Consider the following 19,402-nt stretch of genomic DNA (forward strand, 5'->3'; position numbering starts at 1 on the left):
CCTGTTGAATACAGAAATCATCTTCTTGATGCCGCCTAACTTTTTTTAAAATGTCCTTTACAAAGGGTACGGATTAGTGTATTGCTTTCTTTTTTTTATGACAAATCATTTATTTCTTTTTGTTCTATCTGTCAAATTTATTTCCTGTTCACGTTTACCGTATAATTGATTAATTTCATTTGCTAATGCATCTAAATAGGAATCGGAAAAAATAGGCTTCTTTTCTTTAGACATATAGATCTCCTTTATTGATTTTTTAGTATTCATTATGTATATTTACCAGCGGATTATGCGCAATCATTTTAATTTTTCCTTTTTAAAAATTTTTGTTTACATTTTGAAAATAAAGGAGTATTATAATCCACAGTTTCAATTTTCTAAATCGCTGAAACCGCATGGTGCGGGGGACCCGTTCTTATGGATTAGTTCTTAATCCAATGGGGTGAATCCTTGAAAAAGGTAGGGCTACTCATAGGCCCGAATCCGACAGCTAACCTCGTAAGCGTTATATTGAGAAGGAAGGTGGAGCTTGTGCGACAAAAAAAATAATGTCTACAAGTCTATTTCGTTATGGCTTGTAGACATTTTTTGTTTTCTGAAGAAATCGTTTATCCGCTATAACTAGCAGAAAAGTTCGTACAAAATTATTGGAGAGTGGACAGCAGTGGTTTCATCTATTAAAAGATTTTTAATTGGAAGACCGTTAAAATCAACAGAGCTTGGAGAACAGAAGCTTAATAAAACGAAAGCTTTAGCTATTTTATCTTCTGACGCATTGTCATCAGTTGCTTACGGTCCAGAGCAAATTTTAATTGCTTTAGCAGGTGTTGGAGCGATCGCTTATTGGTATTCCATTCCGATCGCTGTTGGGGTATTAGTATTATTGACGGCCCTTATTTTATCTTATCGTCAAATTATTTTTGCTTATCCGCATGGCGGGGGCGCGTATGTTGTATCAAAAGAAAATTTAGGGATGAATCCAGGCTTAATTGCTGGAGGATCTTTATTAGTTGACTATATTTTAACTGTTGCAGTAAGTGTGTCTGCAGGTACAGATGCGCTCACATCTGCTTTTCCTAGTTTACATGCACATAATGTAATCATTGCGATTATATTTGTTATATTTATTACCATCTTAAATTTAAGAGGTGTAACGGAATCAGCTTCCGTTTTAGCATATCCTGTTTATTTATTCGTTTTGGCACTATTTATATTAATTGGTGTAGGGATATACAATATTTTAACGGAGCACGTTTCGCAGGCTTTACACACGCCGATTGGAACACCAGTTGCAGGGATTAGTTTATTTTTATTACTAAGAGCATTTGCATCAGGTAGTTCTGCTTTAACAGGTGTTGAAGCAATTTCAAATGCAATTCCGAACTTTAAAGATCCTGCGCCAAACAATGCAGCGAAAACATTACTTGCAATGGGTGCATTACTTGCAGTTTTATTTTCAGGAATTGTGTTCTTAGCTTATTATTACGGAATTTCTCCAAGTAAAGAAGTAACAGTTGTTTCACAAATTGCTGAACAAACATTTGGACGTAATTTCATGTACTATTTTATACAAGGTACAACAGCTTTAATATTAATTCTTGCTGCTAACACAGGATATTCTGCGTTTCCGTTATTAGCAGTAAACCTTGCAAAAGATAAGTTTATACCGAGAATGTTTACGATTAGAGGAGACCGCCTAGGTTACTCAAACGGAATTATTATACTTGGGATCGCATCGATTATTTTAATTGTAGCTTTCCAAGGGCAAACAGAACATTTAATTCCATTATACGCAGTAGGTGTATTTATTCCATTTACACTTTCTCAAACGGGTATGGTATTAAAATGGCTTCGTGAAAAACCTGAAGGATGGGCTTTGAGGTTAACCGTCAATTTAATTGGTGCAGTCATTAGTTTTATCGTAATGAGTATGTTCTTTTTAACTAAGTTCGCACAAGTTTGGTCAATCCTTATTTTCTTACCTGTTATTATCTTCTTGTTCCACCGAATTAAGAAACATTATGATGCAGTAGGAGACCAACTAAGTTTAAAAACTTGTGAACGGATTGTACCGATTGAAGGAAATGTAATTGTCGTTCCAGTAGCTGGTATGACGCATGTAGTAGAAAATTCATTAAACTATGCGAAGTCTCTTTCTGCAGACCAAGTTATCGCTGTATATGTTGCTTTTGACAGAGAAGAGGAAAAGAAATTTGAAGAGAAATGGAAGAAGTGGCAACCTGAAGTAAGGCTTGTTACTTTACATTCTCATTATAGAAGTATTATTCAACCGCTAACAAAGTTCATTGATACAGTACAGTATAAAGCGAGTGAATCAAATTACCGAGTTACGGTCGTTATACCACAATTCATTCCGAAAAAAGGTTGGCATAACATTCTTCATAATCAATCTAGTTTACTTATTCGTGCGTATTTACTTTATAAAAGAAATGTTGTTATTACGACAGTTCCATATCATTTGAAAAAGTAAGAAGGTCTTTTAAGGATAGCTTTACATAAGTGAAGCTATCCTTTTTGTGTATACGCTATGCATAATTGCATATGGGTTATAAAAGTATATTAATATAATTTTTGCGTCTTGGAGAAAGTAGAGATTTTTGTTGTGATATATGTATATTTCAATTGAAAAAGTGAAGTGGATTATATTTTGAAATAAAGACATGAAGGCTTGAAAATAAAGGGAATGAAAATGATTCTTTACGTTATATAAATAGCTGTGTTTAAATGACCTTACAGTACAAAACTTACATGAAAACAAAACGGAATTTCATATTTACGTACGTTATTTAATTTAAGATGAATAATATTTTTATGTAATATATTCACTGTATGAATGTGGAAAATAAGATGAAATAGAAAATTTATGCAATGTTATTCATACTAAGTATATATGAAAAGTTTTATAACAATAAGTAAGTACTGTAGCAATAAAATTTTGGAGAGGTGGTTCGTACATGGATCGCGATGAGAACGTTCTCTATTTTAACCATCTCAAATTATGTGTAAGAAAATAGAATAATAAAATGCGATAGTAATAGTTGCTAATACATAGGAGGAGTTAAAGTGAAAAAGACTTTAATTACAGGGTTATTGGTTACAGCAGTATCTACGAGTTGTTTTATTCCTGTAAGCGCTTACGCTAAGGAGGGGCAAACAGAAGTGAAAACAGTATATGCACAAAATGTAATTGCTCCAAATACATTATCGAATTCAATTAGAATGTTAGGATCACAATCACCACTTATACAAGCATATGGATTAGTTATTTTACAACAGCCAGACATTAAGGTGAACGCGATGAGTAGTTTGACGAATCATCAAAAATTTGCAAAGGCAAATGTAAGAGAGTGGATTGATGAATATAATCCGAAGTTAATCGACTTAAATCAAGAGATGATGAGGTATAGTACTAGATTTAATAGCTATTATAGTAAGCTCTATGAACTAGCAGAAAACGTAAATGAAAATGAACAGGCAAAAGCAGATTTTACAGGCGCATATGGAAAATTACAATTGCAAGTACAAAGCATCCAAGAGAGTATCGAGCAAGATTTATTAGAACTAAATCGATTTAAAGCAGTATTAGACAAAGATAGTAATAACTTATCGATAAAGGCTGATGAAGCAATAAAAACACTACAAGGATCAAGTGGAGATATTGTGAAGTTAAGAGAAGATATTAAAAGAATTCAAGGGGAAATTCAAGCTGAACTAACTACTATATTGAATAGACCTCAAGAAATTATTAAAGGTTCTATTAATATCGGTAAACAAGTATTTACAATTACAAATCAAACTGCACAAACGAAAACAATTGATTTTGTTTCTATCGGTACTTTAAGTAATGAAATTGTAAATGCTGCCGATAGTCAAACGAGGGAAGCGGCTCTTCGTATTCAGCAAAAACAAAAAGAGCTTCTACCACTTATTCAAAAATTATCACAAACTGAAGCAGAGGCGACTCAAATTACATTCGTTGAAGATCAAGTAAGTAGCTTTACAGAACTAATTGACCGTCAAATTACAACTTTAGAAACGTTGTTAACGGATTGGAAAGTTTTAAACAATAATATGATCCAAATTCAAAAAAATGTTGAAGAAGGCACATATACAGATAGTAGTTTACTACAAAAACATTTCAACCAAATTAAAAAAGTAAGTGATGAAATGAATAAACAAACGAATCAATTTGAAGATTACGTTACAAACGTTGAAGTACATTAAAAATAAGTAACGATATAGGGAGAGAAGAAAAATGACAAAAAAACCTTATAAAGTAATGGCTCTATCAGCACTTATGGCAGTATTTGCAGCAGGAAACATTATGCCAGCTCATACGTATGCAGCTGAAAGTACAGTGAAACAAGCTCCAGTTCATGCGGTAGCAAAAGCTTATAATGACTATGAGGAATACTCATTAGGACCAGAAGGCCTAAAAGATGCAATGGAAAGAACAGGTTCAAACGCTTTAGTAATGGATCTATACGCTTTAACAATTATTAAACAAGGTAATGTTAACTTTGGAAATGTATCGTCTGTTGATGCTGCTTTAAAAGGAAAAGTGATTCAGCACCAGGATACAGCTAGAGGAAATGCGAAGCAATGGTTAGATGTATTGAAGCCACAGCTTATTTCAACAAATCAAAATATCATTAATTACAATACGAAATTCCAAAACTATTATGATACTTTAGTTGCTGCGGTTGATGCAAAAGATAAAGCGACGCTTACGAAAGGATTAACTAGATTATCAAGTAGTATTAATGAAATAAAGCGCAAGTAGATCAGTTAGTAGAAGACTTAAAGAAATTCCGAAATAAAATGACGTCGGATACGCAAAACTTTAAGGGTGATGCAAATCAAATTACATCTATTTTAGCTAGTCAAGACGCTGGAATTCCGCTATTGCAAAATCAAATTACAACGTACAATGAAGCAATTAGTAAATATAATGCAATTATTATCGGTTCATCAGTTGCGACAGCTCTAGGGCCAATTGCAATTATCGGTGGTGCAGTAGTTATTGCTACAGGTGCAGGAACGCCGTTAGGAGTGGCGTTAATTGCAGGTGGTACAGCAGCTGTAGGCGGTGGTACAGCTGGAATCGTATTAGCAAAAAAGGAGCTTGATAATGCACAAGCTGAAATTCAAAAAATAACAGGACAAGTTACAACTGCTCAATTAGAGGTAGCAGGATTAACAAACATTAAAACACAAACGGAGTATTTAACAAATACAATTGATACTGCAATTACAGCGTTGCAAAACATTTCAAACCAATGGTACACAATGGGGTCAAAATACAATTCTTTACTTCAAAATGTAGATTCAATTAGTCCGAATGACCTTGTTTTCATTAAAGAAGATTTAAACATTGCGAAAGATAGCTGGAAAAACATTAAAGACTATGCAGAAAAAATTTATGCTGAAGATATTAAAGTAGTAGATACGAAAAAAGCTTAATTAAATACGAATCGTTAGAGCGTTACGTATTGATGAAAGATTTGAAGCTCCTGTTCAGTTGTGAGCAGGAGCTTTTTATCCGACTTTAATGGGCGGTAAGACCCCCACCTCAAAATGCAGCGAAAGCAAAGAATTTAGGTGGGGATCGGGCTGCCCATTAAAGTCCGACTGGTTCAACTAATAATGAGTGGGGGATGAAGAAAACCCCCACTCATTAAAGTTTCACTTTATACCCTTATAAAGAAAACAGGTGAAAAGTATGCAGAAACGATTTTATAAAAAATGTCTTTTAACGTTAATGATTGCTGGGGTGGCAACGAGTAATGCATTTCCTTTACATCCTTTTGCAGCAGAACAAAATGTAAAGGTGCTACAAGAAAATGTGAAAAACTATTCTCTTGGACCAGCTGGATTCCAAGATGTAATGGCACAAACGACATCAAGCATATTTGCAATGGATTCATATGCAAAATTAATTCAAAATCAACAAGAGACGGATTTAAGTAAAATAAGTTTGATTAATAGTGAATTTAAAGGGAATATGATTCAGCATCAAAGAGATGCAAAAATGAATGCGGCATATTGGTTAAATAATATGAAGCCTCAAATTATGAAAACGGATCAAAATATTATTAATTACAATAATACTTTTCAATCGTATTATAATGACATGTTAATAGCGATTGATCAAAAGGATAGCGGAAAATTAAAAGCGGATTTAGAAAAGTTGTATGCGGATATTGTAAAGAATCCAAATGAGGTAGATGGATTATTAGGAAATTTGAAAGCTTTTCGCGATAGAATGGCGAAAGATACAAATAGTTTCAAAGAGGATACAAATCAGTTAACAGCGATATTGGCAAGTACGAATGCAGGTATTCCAGCTCTAGAGCAACAAATAAATACATATAACGATTCGATTAAAAAGAGTAATGATATGGTTATTGCTGGTGGCGTACTTTGCGTAGCTCTAATAACATGTCTTGCTGGCGGACCGATGATTGCGGTTGCGAAAAAAGATATCGCAAATGCAGAACGAGAAATCGCTAATTTAAAAGATAGAATTTCTGGAGCGCAAGCAGAAGTCGCAATTTTAACAGATGTAAAAAATAAAACAACAAATATGACTGAAACGATTGATGCAGCAATTACAGCACTGCAAAACATATCAAATCAATGGTATACAGTAGGGGCAAAATATAATAACTTATTACAAAACGTAAAAGGAATTACTCCTGAAGAGTTTACGTTTATAAAAGAAGATTTACATACAGCAAAAGATAGCTGGAAAGACGTAAAAGATTATACAGAAAAATTACATGAAGGCGTAGCGAAGTAAACAGTGGACTAGTTCTGCTGTTTATTTTTTTATCCTGTTTTTGTGAGAGGTGGACTTGTAATTTTATAAAACTCAGAAACCAAATAATGTACATTTTTTGATGAAGGTACCGATCTTTTTATCGCAGGGTATTTATTTTTCTTGGTATGATTAATCGTAAGCCCCATTGTCCTAATAGAAGAAATTAATAACCCCCTTATGATTTATGGAAGAACGTAACAACAAGCTGATAATAAATTATGGGATTATGTTTCTTGTCCATATCCTCATGGTAATTTATCAAAAGAATATAATGTGTTCTTTAATCATAATTAAATAATTCATTTATTATTTAAGGGTTTCGAAACAGGGGATGGGGATGAATTAGAATTAAAAAGTGAATTATATGGATTTTAGTGAAAATGGAGAGGATATAATATGATTTTAGGAATCTCATATTCTGATATTTTTCGTATCGTAACTATTGTTTTGTTTTTTTGATTTTCTGGAGATTGAATACTTGGTATAATAAGAAATATAATGTTCCTAAGGTTTTTCAATGGTTTCCTAGGAGATGGGGGAAAAGAAAAGTTTCAGAACATTTGTCTCAACTAGATAAAAAGTTAGAAGCTGAAGGTAAAGGTATTTGGGTTACAATCTATGCTATAGATTTGTACATTGTAACTATTCCTTGTACAGTAAAAAAATATAAATCTTAATACATTTATGTTTATAAAAAAGACCTGAAAAATCAAGCACTTAAAAGGTGGTTCTGATATTCGATCGAAGCCATCTTTTTTTATGTCCACTGACAACGATAGGAATTAGTTTCACAACACCTATCTAAAATGAGAGGAAACATTCTACAGGGAAATCGTCAGGGGCTAGAAATCTACTATAGCATCCAAAATCCAAAAGCTGAAGAAATTATGGGGTTATCAGAAATATTAAAATGATTCCCAAATAACTAAGTTAAAATGATAAAGTTAATGTAAAATAATAATCTATTTGAAAACCAAGATTTTTTAAAAGACGCTATAATTGGCGTCTTTTTTATTCATTAAATTGAGTTTGAATACAGAACATTAATTTTTTGCCAAAACCCTAAGTCTAATACATAACATAAAAACGTCCATTACTTACTTTGAGTATCTCTAAACCAAATTTTCAATGATTATCTTAAATAAATATGAAATCCTTGCGCGGAACGTGTGTTCTCTCTTGGGCTGATATGATATACTGATAATGTAAAAATATTCCGTGTTTTTATATCTGAAATTTCGGATATGGGATATAATGGTTTTTGTTTAAGTAATATAACTATGAATTTATAAAAGGATTAGGGAGGCAGAGAAGATGGCAGTCAGTACATATCAGTTGTTTCAACATCTTAATATGACAGGGGAACAAGAGGAATTAGCGTTACGTTACTTACAGACGAGAGATGAAGAAGTTTTAAAACATATAGAACAAACGACGATTCGTGACAATAAACGTAGTGATTTTGCTTGGCAGTTTATGAGTGATTTTAGGGAAACGTATAAGCAAGACGCAGTTTTTTTTCGGTTATTTTATTATTTGCTTGAAGATCAACTGTTGAACGTTCTTCTCGTACGCTTTTCACATATGAGTTTTCCAGATATAAAAGTTTATTTTGAAAAAAGCGGTCTTGCATTTGATAGTCTTGTAGAATTGGCGTGTAAGTATTTAACGAATCTTTCCCGTTCTGTAAATGAAGCAGATGTTTTTCTTAGGGAATTAATAAGGGAGAATCCAAAGTACATAGAAGAGAAGTTGCAAGTTATAACAGGTCGACCAAAGATGGTTTTGCTTCTGCATATGCTAGATGCAGATTATGAGAGATTTCTTACGTACAGTTCTTTATTGGAGGAAGAGCTGCAAGAGCATGCGGAGTTTATATTGAAACTGGATGGGGCTCAAGAGAAGATAGAATTGGCGAAAAGATACGTTCGAGGTGAATCTGATAGTGAAGTTACTGTTGGTTCATCTTTACCTGATGTAACCTGGCACCTATTATTTCGTATTTATCAGCATTCAAATGTGGCAAGACGATATATTGACTTGTTAGCGAAACGTTCTGTTAAAAATTTTATGGATTATGCAACGGATCATGTGTGTCATGTTCTTGATCAGTTTGGAAATCATGTAAGAACAAGGAGTTTTGATAAACAAGCGTATGAAACCAGTCTAAACTTGTGCGAACAATTCGGTGTTTCAGAGGAAAGGTTTTTCGCATATCGTCTTACCTGGCGTCATTTAGGCGTCTTTAACCCCGACAAAGTATATGAATATCAATTATTGCTTCGTATGGTGGAAGAGCAGCCAGAATTTGTTCAGCGTACGCTGCAATATTTAAGTCAAAGTTATTATCTTTTCGTGGTGATGCTTTTGGCGGAAAAAGGATACGAATTTAATCGAAACAGATTACGTGAAGAATTTTTAATGATTGCCCTTGAGTCCGAATCATCTGACATACGTGATACATATCGTGACTATTTAGTTGGGAAATTATCATTTGAAGATATGAAGCAAGTGCTTGAGAGTTCAAAGCAGCAAAATAATTACCGGGGAATGTCTGTTTTAGCAATTGCACTCCTTTGGGATATAGAGGAAGCGGTAAAGAGGGAAGCAGCGTTCAAACTTCAATTTGGAAATGACTATAATTATAAATTATATGAACTTCTGCAACAGTATTCTCATAGGGAAGGTTCGCTTGAACGAATGTTGGAAGATCTTCTATCCTACGGTTTATCGAAGGAGAAACTTGTTTATTATTCAGTTAAACAAGCTGCTCGGCACAGTGAGGATGAAAGTAAGGCATAAGAAGCACTTGTTCGTTTATTTGTAAAAGAACAGGCATATGTGAAAGGAGTATTTACTGAGTATTCTGTAGATGAACGGATTTTCATTTTGGATGAGCTAGCAAAGTATGATGCGGTTAAAACGCGTGCTCTTCTTATTCAAAGTCTTGGAGATTCCTCTAAAAAAGTACGTACTGCCGCAGTCGAGTTTCTTACAAAAGATGTGGAAGCTGCAGATGATGTAGCAAAGGAATTGAATAGTAGAAAGAAAGTCGTACGCGAAAATGTAATGCAAACACTTTTATACTATAAATCTGAAAAATATACACAGCTTGTGCAAGAAGCTTTGAAAGAAAAGAAAAATGCTTCCTTGATGGAGAAGTTTGCTCCGCTGCTTGGCGATGAGGACATAGAAGGAGTATCAGGAAGTATCGAATCTTTTTGTACACGTATTTTAACACCGCAAAAAAGAAATGCACTCGTGCAATGGCTCGGATTTGAACCACAAATTCGTCTTCGTGACTCTAATACAATTGCCGATACAACGCTTCCACTAGCTTATTTTCAGCAGTATGTATCAGAGTCTGTAATTTTGAAAAAGGAAGCGGCGGAAATGATAGCTGCGGCTTTGAATGAACAAGATTTGAAAGAAAATATACAGGCAATCTATCAGTTGTGGGTTTCTCAAGGGGCGGAGGCGAAAAAACGCGGTATTCTTTCGATGTACGGCATTTATAGTGATGATGAAATGGCGCTGCTACTCAAAAAGCAGATTGATGAGTGGGCTGTTGGCATGCGTGGAGCTATTGCTGCCGCAGCTGTTCAGGCGTTGGCGTTGTCTTCATCATATCTTGCACTTATGACGATTAATACTATGGCATTCAAATATAAACATAAGCAGGTGCGTAATGCTGCGAAAGAAGCGTTGAGTCTCGCTGCTAAAACACGCGGTATAACAGAAGAAGAGCTAGAGGATCAGCTTGTTCCAGACCTTGGCTTTAATAAACGCGGTGAAAAGACAATTGATTACGGAAGCAGGGCATTTACTGCCTATTTAACACCCAACCTGAAAATCGAGTTGAAAACAGAAGAGGGAAAACGAATAAAGTCGCTTCCGAAACCCAATGCAAAAGATCATGTGGAAAAAGCAGAAGAGGCTAAGGTGGAGTTATCGTCTATCAAGAAACAGCTTCGAAGCATCATTAGTATGCAAACGCAGCGTCTCGAAACAGCACTTTCTCTTAATCGCTATTGGTCGCAACATACATGGAAATCTCTGTTTGTAGAAAATCCAATTATGCAGTAATTTGCTATCTCACTGATTTGGGGCGAGTATAAGGAAGGAAAGTTGGTTGCGATGTTCCGTTATATGGAGGACGGAACATTTAATACGATTGACGAAGAAGAGCATGAACTTACGCCAGACACTGTTATCGGTCTGATCCATCCGCTAGAATTGTCCGAAGAGGAAAGAGAATTATGGAAGGAACAGCTAGAAGATTATGAGGTTATCCAACCATTCCCGCAGATTGTTCGGGAAGTATTTTTGGTGGCGGAAGATGAGAAAGTAACTGTGGAAAGGTTTGGGGGTATTCAAATCAATGGTCGTTCGCTGTTTGGTAAGATAACGAAGTACGGCTGGAATCGCGGATCAGTTGAAGATGCTGGTGTGTATTATTCTTTCTATAAAGAAGACACTCGCGCAGGATTAGGGGCGGAGCTTGCATTTGAGGGTGCACCTGTTGGATATGAAGAAGAGGACGATGTATGCCTATTTGAAATTCAATTTTATAAAGCAGGTACAGTGAGCCGCGGCTCATACTCTTATGACGAAGTTGATGATGCGAGACGCATTGTACCAAAGCAAGTACCTGAACGATTTTTTAGCGAAATTTTATATGATATAAAACGTACGACAGAATCGAATCTTGGCTATGATGAAAACTGGCGCAGTAAGCGATAAGAAAGGAAATGACATATGCAATCTATTAAACCATTAATGGAAGAATTATATGAAATAGAACTGAATGCGTTAGAAGCGAATGATTCGTTTCCAAAACCACCTAACTGGCGATTGTCACCACGTGCTGTTCGTACGTTTATTATCGGACAAGAAGAAGCGCTTCTTTCGGAAGGACAAGAAGTGGAAATTAGCCGTAAGTTTTATGGGAATGATGCACTTGTGGAACGAGCGATTGTTACATTAGCAGGGAATCGTGGACTTATGTTAATTGGAGAGCCTGGGACTGCAAAGACGATGCTGAGTGAACTACTTTCTGCCGCAATATGCAGAAATAGCCGTAATACAGTACAAGGAACCGCTGCTACGATGGAAGATACAATTAAGTATTCGTGGAACTATGCACTTCTTCTTGCGAAAGGACCTGTAAGGGAAGCACTTGTGCCAGGGCCTCTCTTCGTTGGAATGGAACAAGGGATATTAACTAGATTTGAAGAGTTAACGCGCTGCCCACAGGAAGTGCAAGATTCATTGATCAGCGTTCTGAGCGATAAGGTGCTCACTATTCCGGAGTTTGGAGAACAAGGAATTCTTACAGCAAAGCCTGGCTTCAATATTATTGCAACGGCTAACACACGAGATCGCGGTGTGAATGAAATGAGTAGTGCATTGAAACGTCGTTTTAATTTTGAAACGGTACATCCAATTCAAGATGTAAAGCTTGAAGCAAAAATAATAGAGTCACAAGTAACGCGGTTATTAGGGGCATCAGGCATCACACCAAAAGTGGATAAAACGGTTGTTCAACTGTTAGCGAATGTTTTTCATGAACTACGGGAAGGGATAACTGCTGAAGGAAAACGAATTGATCAGCCATCTTCTGTTATGAGTACTGCAGAAGCTGTATCAGTATATTATCAAAGTGCAATGGATACGTACTATTATGGAAGTGGAGAAGTGAAAATGGATGCGCTTGTTCGATATTTGTCAGGGACGATTGCGAAAGAAAACAAGGATGATTTAGAAAAATTACGCAGTTATTTTACAAGCATCGTTAAGGCGCGAGGTCAAATAGGAGGAGAGGTATGGAAGTCGTTTTTCGAAGCTCGCAATCAGCTGAAGTAAATGCATTGTTTCAAAGAGCTTACAATTTAGATCGAAACGTCGTATATGTGCCGATTCGCCATCATAGTCCTGCGTGCTCTTTTCATATACAGAAGATTGTTAAATGCTATAAACCAGATGTAATTCTTATAGAAGGCCCGATAGACTGCAACCCACTTATTCCGCATATTGTGAGTGCAGATAGTAAAGCTCCAATTTGTATATATTGCAGTTATGATGATAAAACGAATGTGCTTGAAAGAGGAGAAAGTGGAAAGTATCGTGCGTACTATCCCTTTCTCGACTATTCACCGGAACTTGTCGCACTGAGAGAAGGGGCTGCACAGAACATTCCTGTTTCATTTATTGATCTTCCTTATAAAGAATATTTGTTTCTAGCAAAAAATGAGGAAGAGAATGAGGAAAATGAAGATCGATATTTTCAACATAGTCAATATGTCCGTATGCTTTCGGAAAAAACGGGGTGCCGAAGTTTCCATGAGTTTTGGGAGAAATACTTTGAGTTGCAAGGTTTTCATATGACAAGCGAGGAATTTGTTCGTCAGTTATTCCATTACTGCTATTATACACGCGTGGACTATACGCAGAGGATGCTGACAGAAGACGGTTGTGAAGCTAGGGAGATACATATGGCAAAAGAAATTGAAAAAGCACGTAAAGTGTATGACAAGGTGCTCGTTATTACTGGAGGCTTTCATGTGAAAGGGCTTCTTGAATTGGAAGGAAAAAAGAAAAAGTTGTCGAAAAGCCCGTTATCTAAATCGAATGCTAAAAACTATCTTATGCCGTATTCTTTTTTAGAAAGCGATCAGATGCGTGGCTATAAGAGCGGAATGCCTGCACCTGCTTTTTACCAACATATTTGGGAAAACAGGGATGAATCGGTAGCTGAGCAATTTATGATACGAATTGCTAGACAGGTAAAGGTAGAAGGAATATCAATGGCAGATGAGATTGAGGCTGCACGAATGATACGTGAACTTGCACTGCTTCGTGGAAAGATGCAATCCGGATTGTATGAATTGACGGACGCAGTGCACAGTACATTTGTGAAAGGTGAGATATTCTCAGCAAATAAGCCTTTAACATTACTTCAGAAGAGTTTGCAAGGGGTGAAGCGCGGGGAATTGTCAAAAGAAGCCGATTTGCCGCCGCTCGTGCATGATTTTCGTGCTTCTGTTCGCTCATTTCGTCTACCAGTACGTTCAACTGTACCGCAGGAGACGATTCTAGACATATACAAGAAAGAAAAGCACTTACGCTTAATTCAATTTTTTCATTGCCTTGCTTTTTTAGGAGTTCCATTTTCCGAGAGACTACGCGGTCCAAACTTAGCTAGAAAACAGAATATTAATCTTATGCGTGAAACTTGGAAATATCGTTTTTCAGCACAAGTAGAAAGTTCTCTAATTGATTTATCTGTGTATGGCGGAACGGTGAGAGAAGCGGCGCAAGAAATGCTAAGAGCAAAGCTGAACAAGGCAAAGGGACGGGCCGGAGAGGTGGCCCTTTTATTGCTAGAAGCCTATTTAAGTGGTTTGTTTACCGACTTTTCCATGTACACCCAATTTATAGATGAAGTCTTACAAAAGGACGGAGATTTTGCTTCTATGGCAGATTGTGCTTATTATTTATCACAAATAGAAAAAGCAAATCAGCAAGCGGATTATGCTAGGAATAAAGCACTTTCGCTATTTTCAGTTTTAGATAGGGGCAAATCAGCAATTATTGCAGAAAAACTTATCGATTTGTATACAATGAAGCATACAGATCAGCAATTTATTGACGCATTAGAGCTTTATTTGCAAAAGGAAAAGAGAGAAAGTCAAGTAGAGGGAGTGGTATTTGGGCTGTTAACTTCTTTAGGAAAGCGGGAAATCGATGAAGTAATGCAAGTGGCAGAAGGATATTTTTATGGAAGTGGTGATATGCAAAAGCAAGCTCCGATATTTTTGAGTGGTTTATTTGCTGGCGCCAAAGATATCTTTTTATATAACGAATCGTTGCTTAGCGGAATGTCTCATGTTCTAGAAGAACTTGATGAAGAGGTATTTCTGCAAGTGTTGCCACATTTGCGCCTTTTATTCAGTCAATTCACGCCGGTTGAAGTGGATACGATTGCTAGGCATATTTCCAAGTTATATGGTGATACAGAAGAAGCGATAAAAGAAGACCCAATTTCCGAAGAGATGCTGTTGTATGTAATGCAGTTAGACCGGAAAGCGAAGGGGATTTTAATGAGACGGGGGCTAGAAGATGGAGAATAACATTTCTTTAAATCGCTGGCGTCTTGTTCTCGGGAAACATGCAGATGACCAAATCACATTTCAGGAAGAAGAGCCTGCATACAGAGAAATGGACGAGATGCTGGACTTTTTGTACGAGAGAGAACGCGGAGAAGAGCGCGGTGGATCCTTAGAACCCTCTCAGCTAACCGTGCCGACTTGGATTTCGAAAGTGCGAGAGTTATTTCCGAAGGAAACCATTGAAATTATGGAAAACCATGCGTTAGAAAAATATGAATTAACCGCTCTATTGCAAGATAAGCAAACACTTGAAAAAATGGAGCCGAATATAAATTTATTAAAATGCATTTTACAATTTAAAGATTATGTAAAACCGGATGTATTAGACACAGCTAAACGTATTGTAGCAAAAGTCACTGAAGAGTTGCATCGTAATTTAGAGCAAGAAGTGAAGCACGCATTAAGCGGTAGACCGGATCGAAATCGTTCTAGCCGGGTATGCACGATGCGCAATTTTGATTTTAAGAAAACGATTCGAAAAAATTTAAAGTATTTTGACAAAGAAACAAATACCATTCATATTGAAAAAACATACTTTTATGCTGCCACGAAGCATGTTAGTACATGGCGGGTAATCCTCGCAGTAGACGAGAGTGGAAGTATGATTGATTCTGTTATCCATAGCGCAGTTATGGCAGGTATTTTTGCAAGCTTACCGACGATTAAGACAAATCTGTTCATCTTTGATACAGCTGTTGTTGATTTAACGGATCGTATTGATGATCCGGTGGAAACGCTTATGAGTGTACAGCTTGGTGGAGGAACCTATATTGCTCAGGCGCTGCGTTACGCAACGAATCAAATTGAGATACCTCATAAAACAATTGTCGTACTTGTAACGGATTTATATGAAGGCGGTAGTTACAATGAAATGTACCGAGAAGCGATGAAGATTGTAGAATCAGGGGCGAAGCTGATTGTGCTTACTTCTCTCGATCCGACTGCACAGCCTTTTTATGATAAAGAGGCAGCAAAAAAAATGGCGGCACTTGGTGCTCATGTAGCAGCATTAACACCAGGGAGGTTGGCGCAATGGATCGCAACAATCATTTCTTAAATGTTCTTTCCTCTATCGATGAAACATATTTAATTGCCATGTCCAACAAAGGAACATATAAGAGAGCCATGAAGGATTTGGCAGTTGTGAAAAATATCAAAATAGATTTAGAAGAGGATATAGCGCAAATACATCTTGATGATGAAACTACTGTAACGTTTACGGGAGATATACGCAGTTACTCCTGTACTTGTGAAGCGCGCTCGATTTGTAAGCATGTCATGATGGCTTTATTAGAAGCGAAGAAGATGTACGAAGGTGAAGAAAATATAAAAGTTGATTTCTCTGCCCTTTTGAATGTGGATGTTCGCAATATTGTCTCCGAAAAAATGTGGGCTGAAATGATGTTCCGCAAAACATTTCATCAAAAAATTGTTTTGGAAGAGGAGGGTGCTTTAATTGTCTCTTTTCCAGAAGAGTCTATAACGGTTCGTTTTCTGACAGCTGAGTCGGTAGCTGATGCAATTTGTACATGTAAAACAGAGGGAATATGCCGGCATAAGGTGGAAGCGATATATTGGTATCAAAAAGAAAGAGGAATTTCGCATGAAACGAAACAAGTGCAGTGTCTTATTATTGAGTCGGATAAGCTATCTATTTTCAAAGAGATGATTGAGCAAATTGTTCACTTGGGCTTAACACGTCTTACAGAAAAAACAATCTATGAAATAGAACAACTTTCTGTAAAAGCGCGCTCTTTGAAACTAGCAAAGTTAGAAAATTTATTTCGCAAGCTCGGGACTGATATTAGGCTATACCGAATGAAACATGCCTCTTTTCAAATGGCATCCTATCGGCAAACGCTGTCCGCGATTTATGAATACATTATGTTGTTAGAAAAGCATCGTCTGCAAGAGAGTCCGTATCGTTCGGAATATTATGAAGTACCACCGCTTACTTTGCATGCCTTTGGCGCAGCCGGCTGGCAAACGAAATCTGGTTATGTTGGTGTGACCTATTATTTCTATAATCGAGAACAGGAAAAGTGGATTACATACACACAGTCACGCCCCATGTTTTATGAAGGGAGCAACATAACTTCTGAAGATCTCCATGAACAGCAAGTTCCATGGGGGATTGCTGGGAAGGGAAACGAACTGTCTCGTTCATGTCTATGGTTGAAACATGCAAAGCTTAACGTCGATTTTCAATTGTCATCTAGCTCACAAACAGTAGGAGAAGCAGGAGGGAAAACAAATGTAACAGAGTGGCAATCGCTCTTTATAACCACATGGGAAGAACTACTAAAAAAAGTAAAAGCAAACAGGTTAGAGACATCTAAACAAGGAGTCTTTTGTATTGAATTTACTGAAATGGAAGAATGGAAGTTTCAAAAGAAAGAGCAAAAATGGATTATACCTCTTATTGATAAAAAGGGGGAAATATTACAACTGCAAATGATGAAACAACCAGAAAATGAGTGGACAATTCGACTTGTAAAAATATATTTGGACTCATTACATGTAAAGAGAATGCTAGTTCATCCTTATCAGGAAGGAACAAAGCTCGTAGTTACACCTATTATTTTATATACAGAAGTAGGAGAAATTATAAATATTACACTTAATGAAGGGGAAACATTTTATGATAGAGTTAGTGCACATAATCGATGAATTGGAACAAGCTCTAGATGAGATGCTTGTCTCAGGAGCAGGAACGATACCTCCTTCTTTTTTTCAAGATATAAAACGAAAATGCGAAAAGTACGGTCTTTCTTATGCAGCTACGCAACTACTTGTCATAGAGGAAGAACGAAACAAGGCCCGCTTTCTTCATAAAGAAGAAGCTGGGGAATTAACGGAAGCATTTTGTAAGTTGCAGGAATATATTCGAGTTGTAAAGGCTGAAATGCTACATTTATAAAGATGTGATTGAATGAGAACCCGTATTAACGGGCAATAAAATTCCCGCCTCAAGATTTAGAGAAGTGCTAGGAAGTTAGGTAGGAGAGGACCTGTCCGTAAAAGTCCGAATGTTTCAACTAATAATGAGTGGGGAATGAGGAATCCCCACTCATTACAGTTTCGCTTTATTCATCATATTAGCAGTGGAGAACAAGTAATCGGAATACCCAAGCATAGACACCCTGACTTTGAAGAAACTTTCTAAATACCTAATTCAGAGTGTTTTTGATCATTTCGAACTTAATTAAAGCCATTATAGAATGATTTCAGTTTGGCAATGGATTTTATGTAGCGAGTATATTCACTGTGTTTTTAAATAAATTACATGATTAATAGATTGAAAATAAATACACAAAAATTAGTCAAGTAGTGTTAGAAAAACATTAGAAGTACTGAATTTGATACTTACTTAAAAATAACACTTTTGAAATAGTTACACTATTCATTTGGATATCAATAGGGTTGTATATAATGTGAATATTGTTAAAATATTCCGTTATCCCTTATGTAAAAGTAGTTCACATAAAAGAAAAAATGGAAGGTAGGATTAAAATGATTAGTGGCTTAAAAAAAGCGGCCGTATCTTCATTAAAAGACAAATGGGGATTGGCGGTATTGTCATCGTTTCTTTATCATATTATTTCTAGAATTTGTATGTTAATTATAGGATTTCCCCTTTTGTTTCTTGGTATCTTATTAAGTGAAATAATGAATGCTAGTTATTCCATTACAGGAGACGAAAAGTTAAATGCAGCAGGCGCTTTTTCTTATTTACTTGTTTTTGTTGTTCTATTTATCTGTTTAGTAAGTGTGCAAGGCATTATGAATTATGGGTATCTTAAAGTTACATTGCGTTTAGCGAAACACGAATCTACAACAATTGGTGAGTTATTTGAAGGATTTCGAAAAAGTAATGTGTTTAGATCTATAAAGGTGACTACTTTAATGACTGTATACACACTTTTATGGAGTGTATTATTAATTGTACCGGGTATTATAAAGTTTATCTCTTATTCTATGGCTTATTATATTTTGTTAGATCATCCAGAATATACGGCGAGTGAAGCAATTAAAAAGAGTCAAGTACTGATGAAAGGACATAAATTAGATTTATTCCTACTATCGTTAAGTTTTATCGGATGGTTTATTTTAGGTGTTATCATCGGATTTTTCACATTTGGTATCCCGTTTCTTTGGATCTATCCATACTACATTACAACAGTATCGCATTTCTATTTGAAAATAGTGAATAAAGATACTGTTATGCAGGAAAAAAAGTTAACTATTTGACTTTAATTTTGATTCGAAATATTGTATGTATCTTGATTTTATGAAAAACACAAAGACTCTATTTTGAAAAAGAAGTGATTAAAATGGAGTTCTTTCTTGAAAAGTGGTGTAAAGATTTTATAAAAAAGTTTGATTG

The 19,402-nt window shown here is 36.0% G+C and carries 10 protein-coding genes, 4 pseudogenes and 1 riboswitch; of the genes and pseudogenes, 13 read left to right on the plus strand and 1 reads right to left on the minus strand.

Features of this window, described 5'->3' with window-relative positions; genetic code table 11:
* Positions 1 to 105: 105 nt before the first annotated feature.
* A complete protein-coding gene (locus PDQ33_RS11680; RefSeq protein WP_000031869.1) occupies positions 106 to 234 on the minus strand; it encodes a hypothetical protein in 129 nt (42 codons plus the stop codon).
* Positions 235 to 373: 139 nt separating this feature from the next.
* A riboswitch (cyclic di-AMP (ydaO/yuaA leader) is annotated at positions 374 to 520 on the plus strand.
* Positions 521 to 664: 144 nt separating this feature from the next.
* Here PDQ33_RS11680 and PDQ33_RS11685 point away from each other — a divergent pair.
* The 13 genes and pseudogenes from PDQ33_RS11685 (at position 665) to PDQ33_RS11745 (ending at position 19,266) form a co-directional block, all read left to right on the plus strand.
* Positions 665 to 2,491: an APC family permease gene (locus PDQ33_RS11685; RefSeq protein ID WP_270755734.1), complete on the plus strand. Its 1,827-nt coding sequence runs from the start codon at positions 665 to 667 to the stop codon at positions 2,489 to 2,491.
* A 593-nt stretch (positions 2,492 to 3,084) separates the two neighbouring features.
* Entirely contained in the window at positions 3,085 to 4,245 is a 1,161-nt protein-coding gene (gene nheA / locus PDQ33_RS11690; RefSeq protein WP_270755735.1) for a non-hemolytic enterotoxin NHE subunit A, read from the plus strand.
* 31 nt (positions 4,246 to 4,276) lie between these two features.
* Positions 4,277 to 5,484 (plus strand): annotated as a pseudogene (gene nheB, locus PDQ33_RS11695) (non-hemolytic enterotoxin NHE subunit B).
* Between the two features lie 259 nt (positions 5,485 to 5,743).
* Positions 5,744 to 6,823, plus strand: a complete 1,080-nt coding sequence (gene nheC / locus PDQ33_RS11700) for a non-hemolytic enterotoxin NHE subunit C (protein WP_270755736.1) — start codon at positions 5,744 to 5,746, stop codon at positions 6,821 to 6,823.
* Between the two features lie 198 nt (positions 6,824 to 7,021).
* A pseudogene (locus PDQ33_RS11705) lies at positions 7,022 to 7,219 on the plus strand (DUF4176 domain-containing protein).
* Between the two features lie 21 nt (positions 7,220 to 7,240).
* A pseudogene (locus PDQ33_RS11710) lies at positions 7,241 to 7,521 on the plus strand (hypothetical protein).
* Between the two features lie 637 nt (positions 7,522 to 8,158).
* A pseudogene (locus tag PDQ33_RS11715) lies at positions 8,159 to 11,587 on the plus strand (DUF4132 domain-containing protein).
* Positions 11,588 to 11,602: 15 nt separating this feature from the next.
* A complete protein-coding gene (locus tag PDQ33_RS11720) occupies positions 11,603 to 12,709 on the plus strand; it encodes an ATP-binding protein (RefSeq protein ID WP_270755737.1) in 1,107 nt (368 codons plus the stop codon).
* Complete coding sequence (locus PDQ33_RS11725) at positions 12,670 to 14,976, plus strand: DUF5682 family protein (protein WP_270755738.1); 2,307 nt, start codon at positions 12,670 to 12,672, stop codon at positions 14,974 to 14,976. Before PDQ33_RS11720 ends, PDQ33_RS11725 begins: the two co-directional genes overlap by 40 nt.
* Positions 14,966 to 16,072 (plus strand): VWA domain-containing protein, encoded by a 1,107-nt coding sequence (locus PDQ33_RS11730; RefSeq protein ID WP_061131150.1) that lies wholly within the window; start codon positions 14,966 to 14,968, stop codon positions 16,070 to 16,072. The genes PDQ33_RS11725 and PDQ33_RS11730 overlap by 11 nt, the downstream gene beginning before the upstream one ends.
* Positions 16,048 to 17,685, plus strand: coding sequence for an SWIM zinc finger family protein (locus tag PDQ33_RS11735; RefSeq protein WP_061131151.1), 1,638 nt, complete (start codon positions 16,048 to 16,050; stop codon positions 17,683 to 17,685). Before PDQ33_RS11730 ends, PDQ33_RS11735 begins: the two co-directional genes overlap by 25 nt.
* On the plus strand, positions 17,657 to 17,935 hold the full coding sequence (locus tag PDQ33_RS11740) for a hypothetical protein (RefSeq protein ID WP_061131152.1): 279 nt from the start codon (positions 17,657 to 17,659) through the stop codon (positions 17,933 to 17,935). The genes PDQ33_RS11735 and PDQ33_RS11740 overlap by 29 nt, the downstream gene beginning before the upstream one ends.
* Before the next feature lie 593 nt (positions 17,936 to 18,528).
* Positions 18,529 to 19,266 carry a DUF975 family protein gene (locus tag PDQ33_RS11745; RefSeq protein ID WP_002194960.1) on the plus strand — a complete coding sequence of 246 codons (738 nt, stop codon included), beginning with the start codon at positions 18,529 to 18,531 and terminating at the stop codon, positions 19,264 to 19,266.
* Positions 19,267 to 19,402 lie beyond the last annotated feature (136 nt).

The organism is Bacillus cereus group sp. Bc031, assembly GCF_027716265.1.
GTDB lineage: Bacteria > Bacillota > Bacilli > Bacillales > Bacillaceae_G > Bacillus_A > Bacillus_A paranthracis.

Excerpts from the sequence above, each read along its gene's own strand:
- PDQ33_RS11720 (WP_270755737.1), top strand. The coding sequence starts at position 11,603 with ATGCAATCTATTAAACCATTAATGGAAGAATTATATGAAATAGAACTG.
- PDQ33_RS11740 (WP_061131152.1), top strand. The coding sequence starts at position 17,657 with ATGATAGAGTTAGTGCACATAATCGATGAATTGGAACAAGCTCTAGAT.
- PDQ33_RS11730 (WP_061131150.1), top strand. The coding sequence starts at position 14,966 with ATGGAGAATAACATTTCTTTAAATCGCTGGCGTCTTGTTCTCGGGAAA.
- PDQ33_RS11680 (WP_000031869.1), bottom strand. The coding sequence starts at position 234 with ATGTCTAAAGAAAAGAAGCCTATTTTTTCCGATTCCTATTTAGATGCA.
- nheC (WP_270755736.1), top strand. The coding sequence starts at position 5,744 with ATGCAGAAACGATTTTATAAAAAATGTCTTTTAACGTTAATGATTGCT.
- PDQ33_RS11735 (WP_061131151.1), top strand. The coding sequence starts at position 16,048 with ATGGATCGCAACAATCATTTCTTAAATGTTCTTTCCTCTATCGATGAA.
- PDQ33_RS11745 (WP_002194960.1), top strand. The coding sequence starts at position 18,529 with ATGATTAGTGGCTTAAAAAAAGCGGCCGTATCTTCATTAAAAGACAAA.
- PDQ33_RS11725 (WP_270755738.1), top strand. The coding sequence starts at position 12,670 with ATGGAAGTCGTTTTTCGAAGCTCGCAATCAGCTGAAGTAAATGCATTG.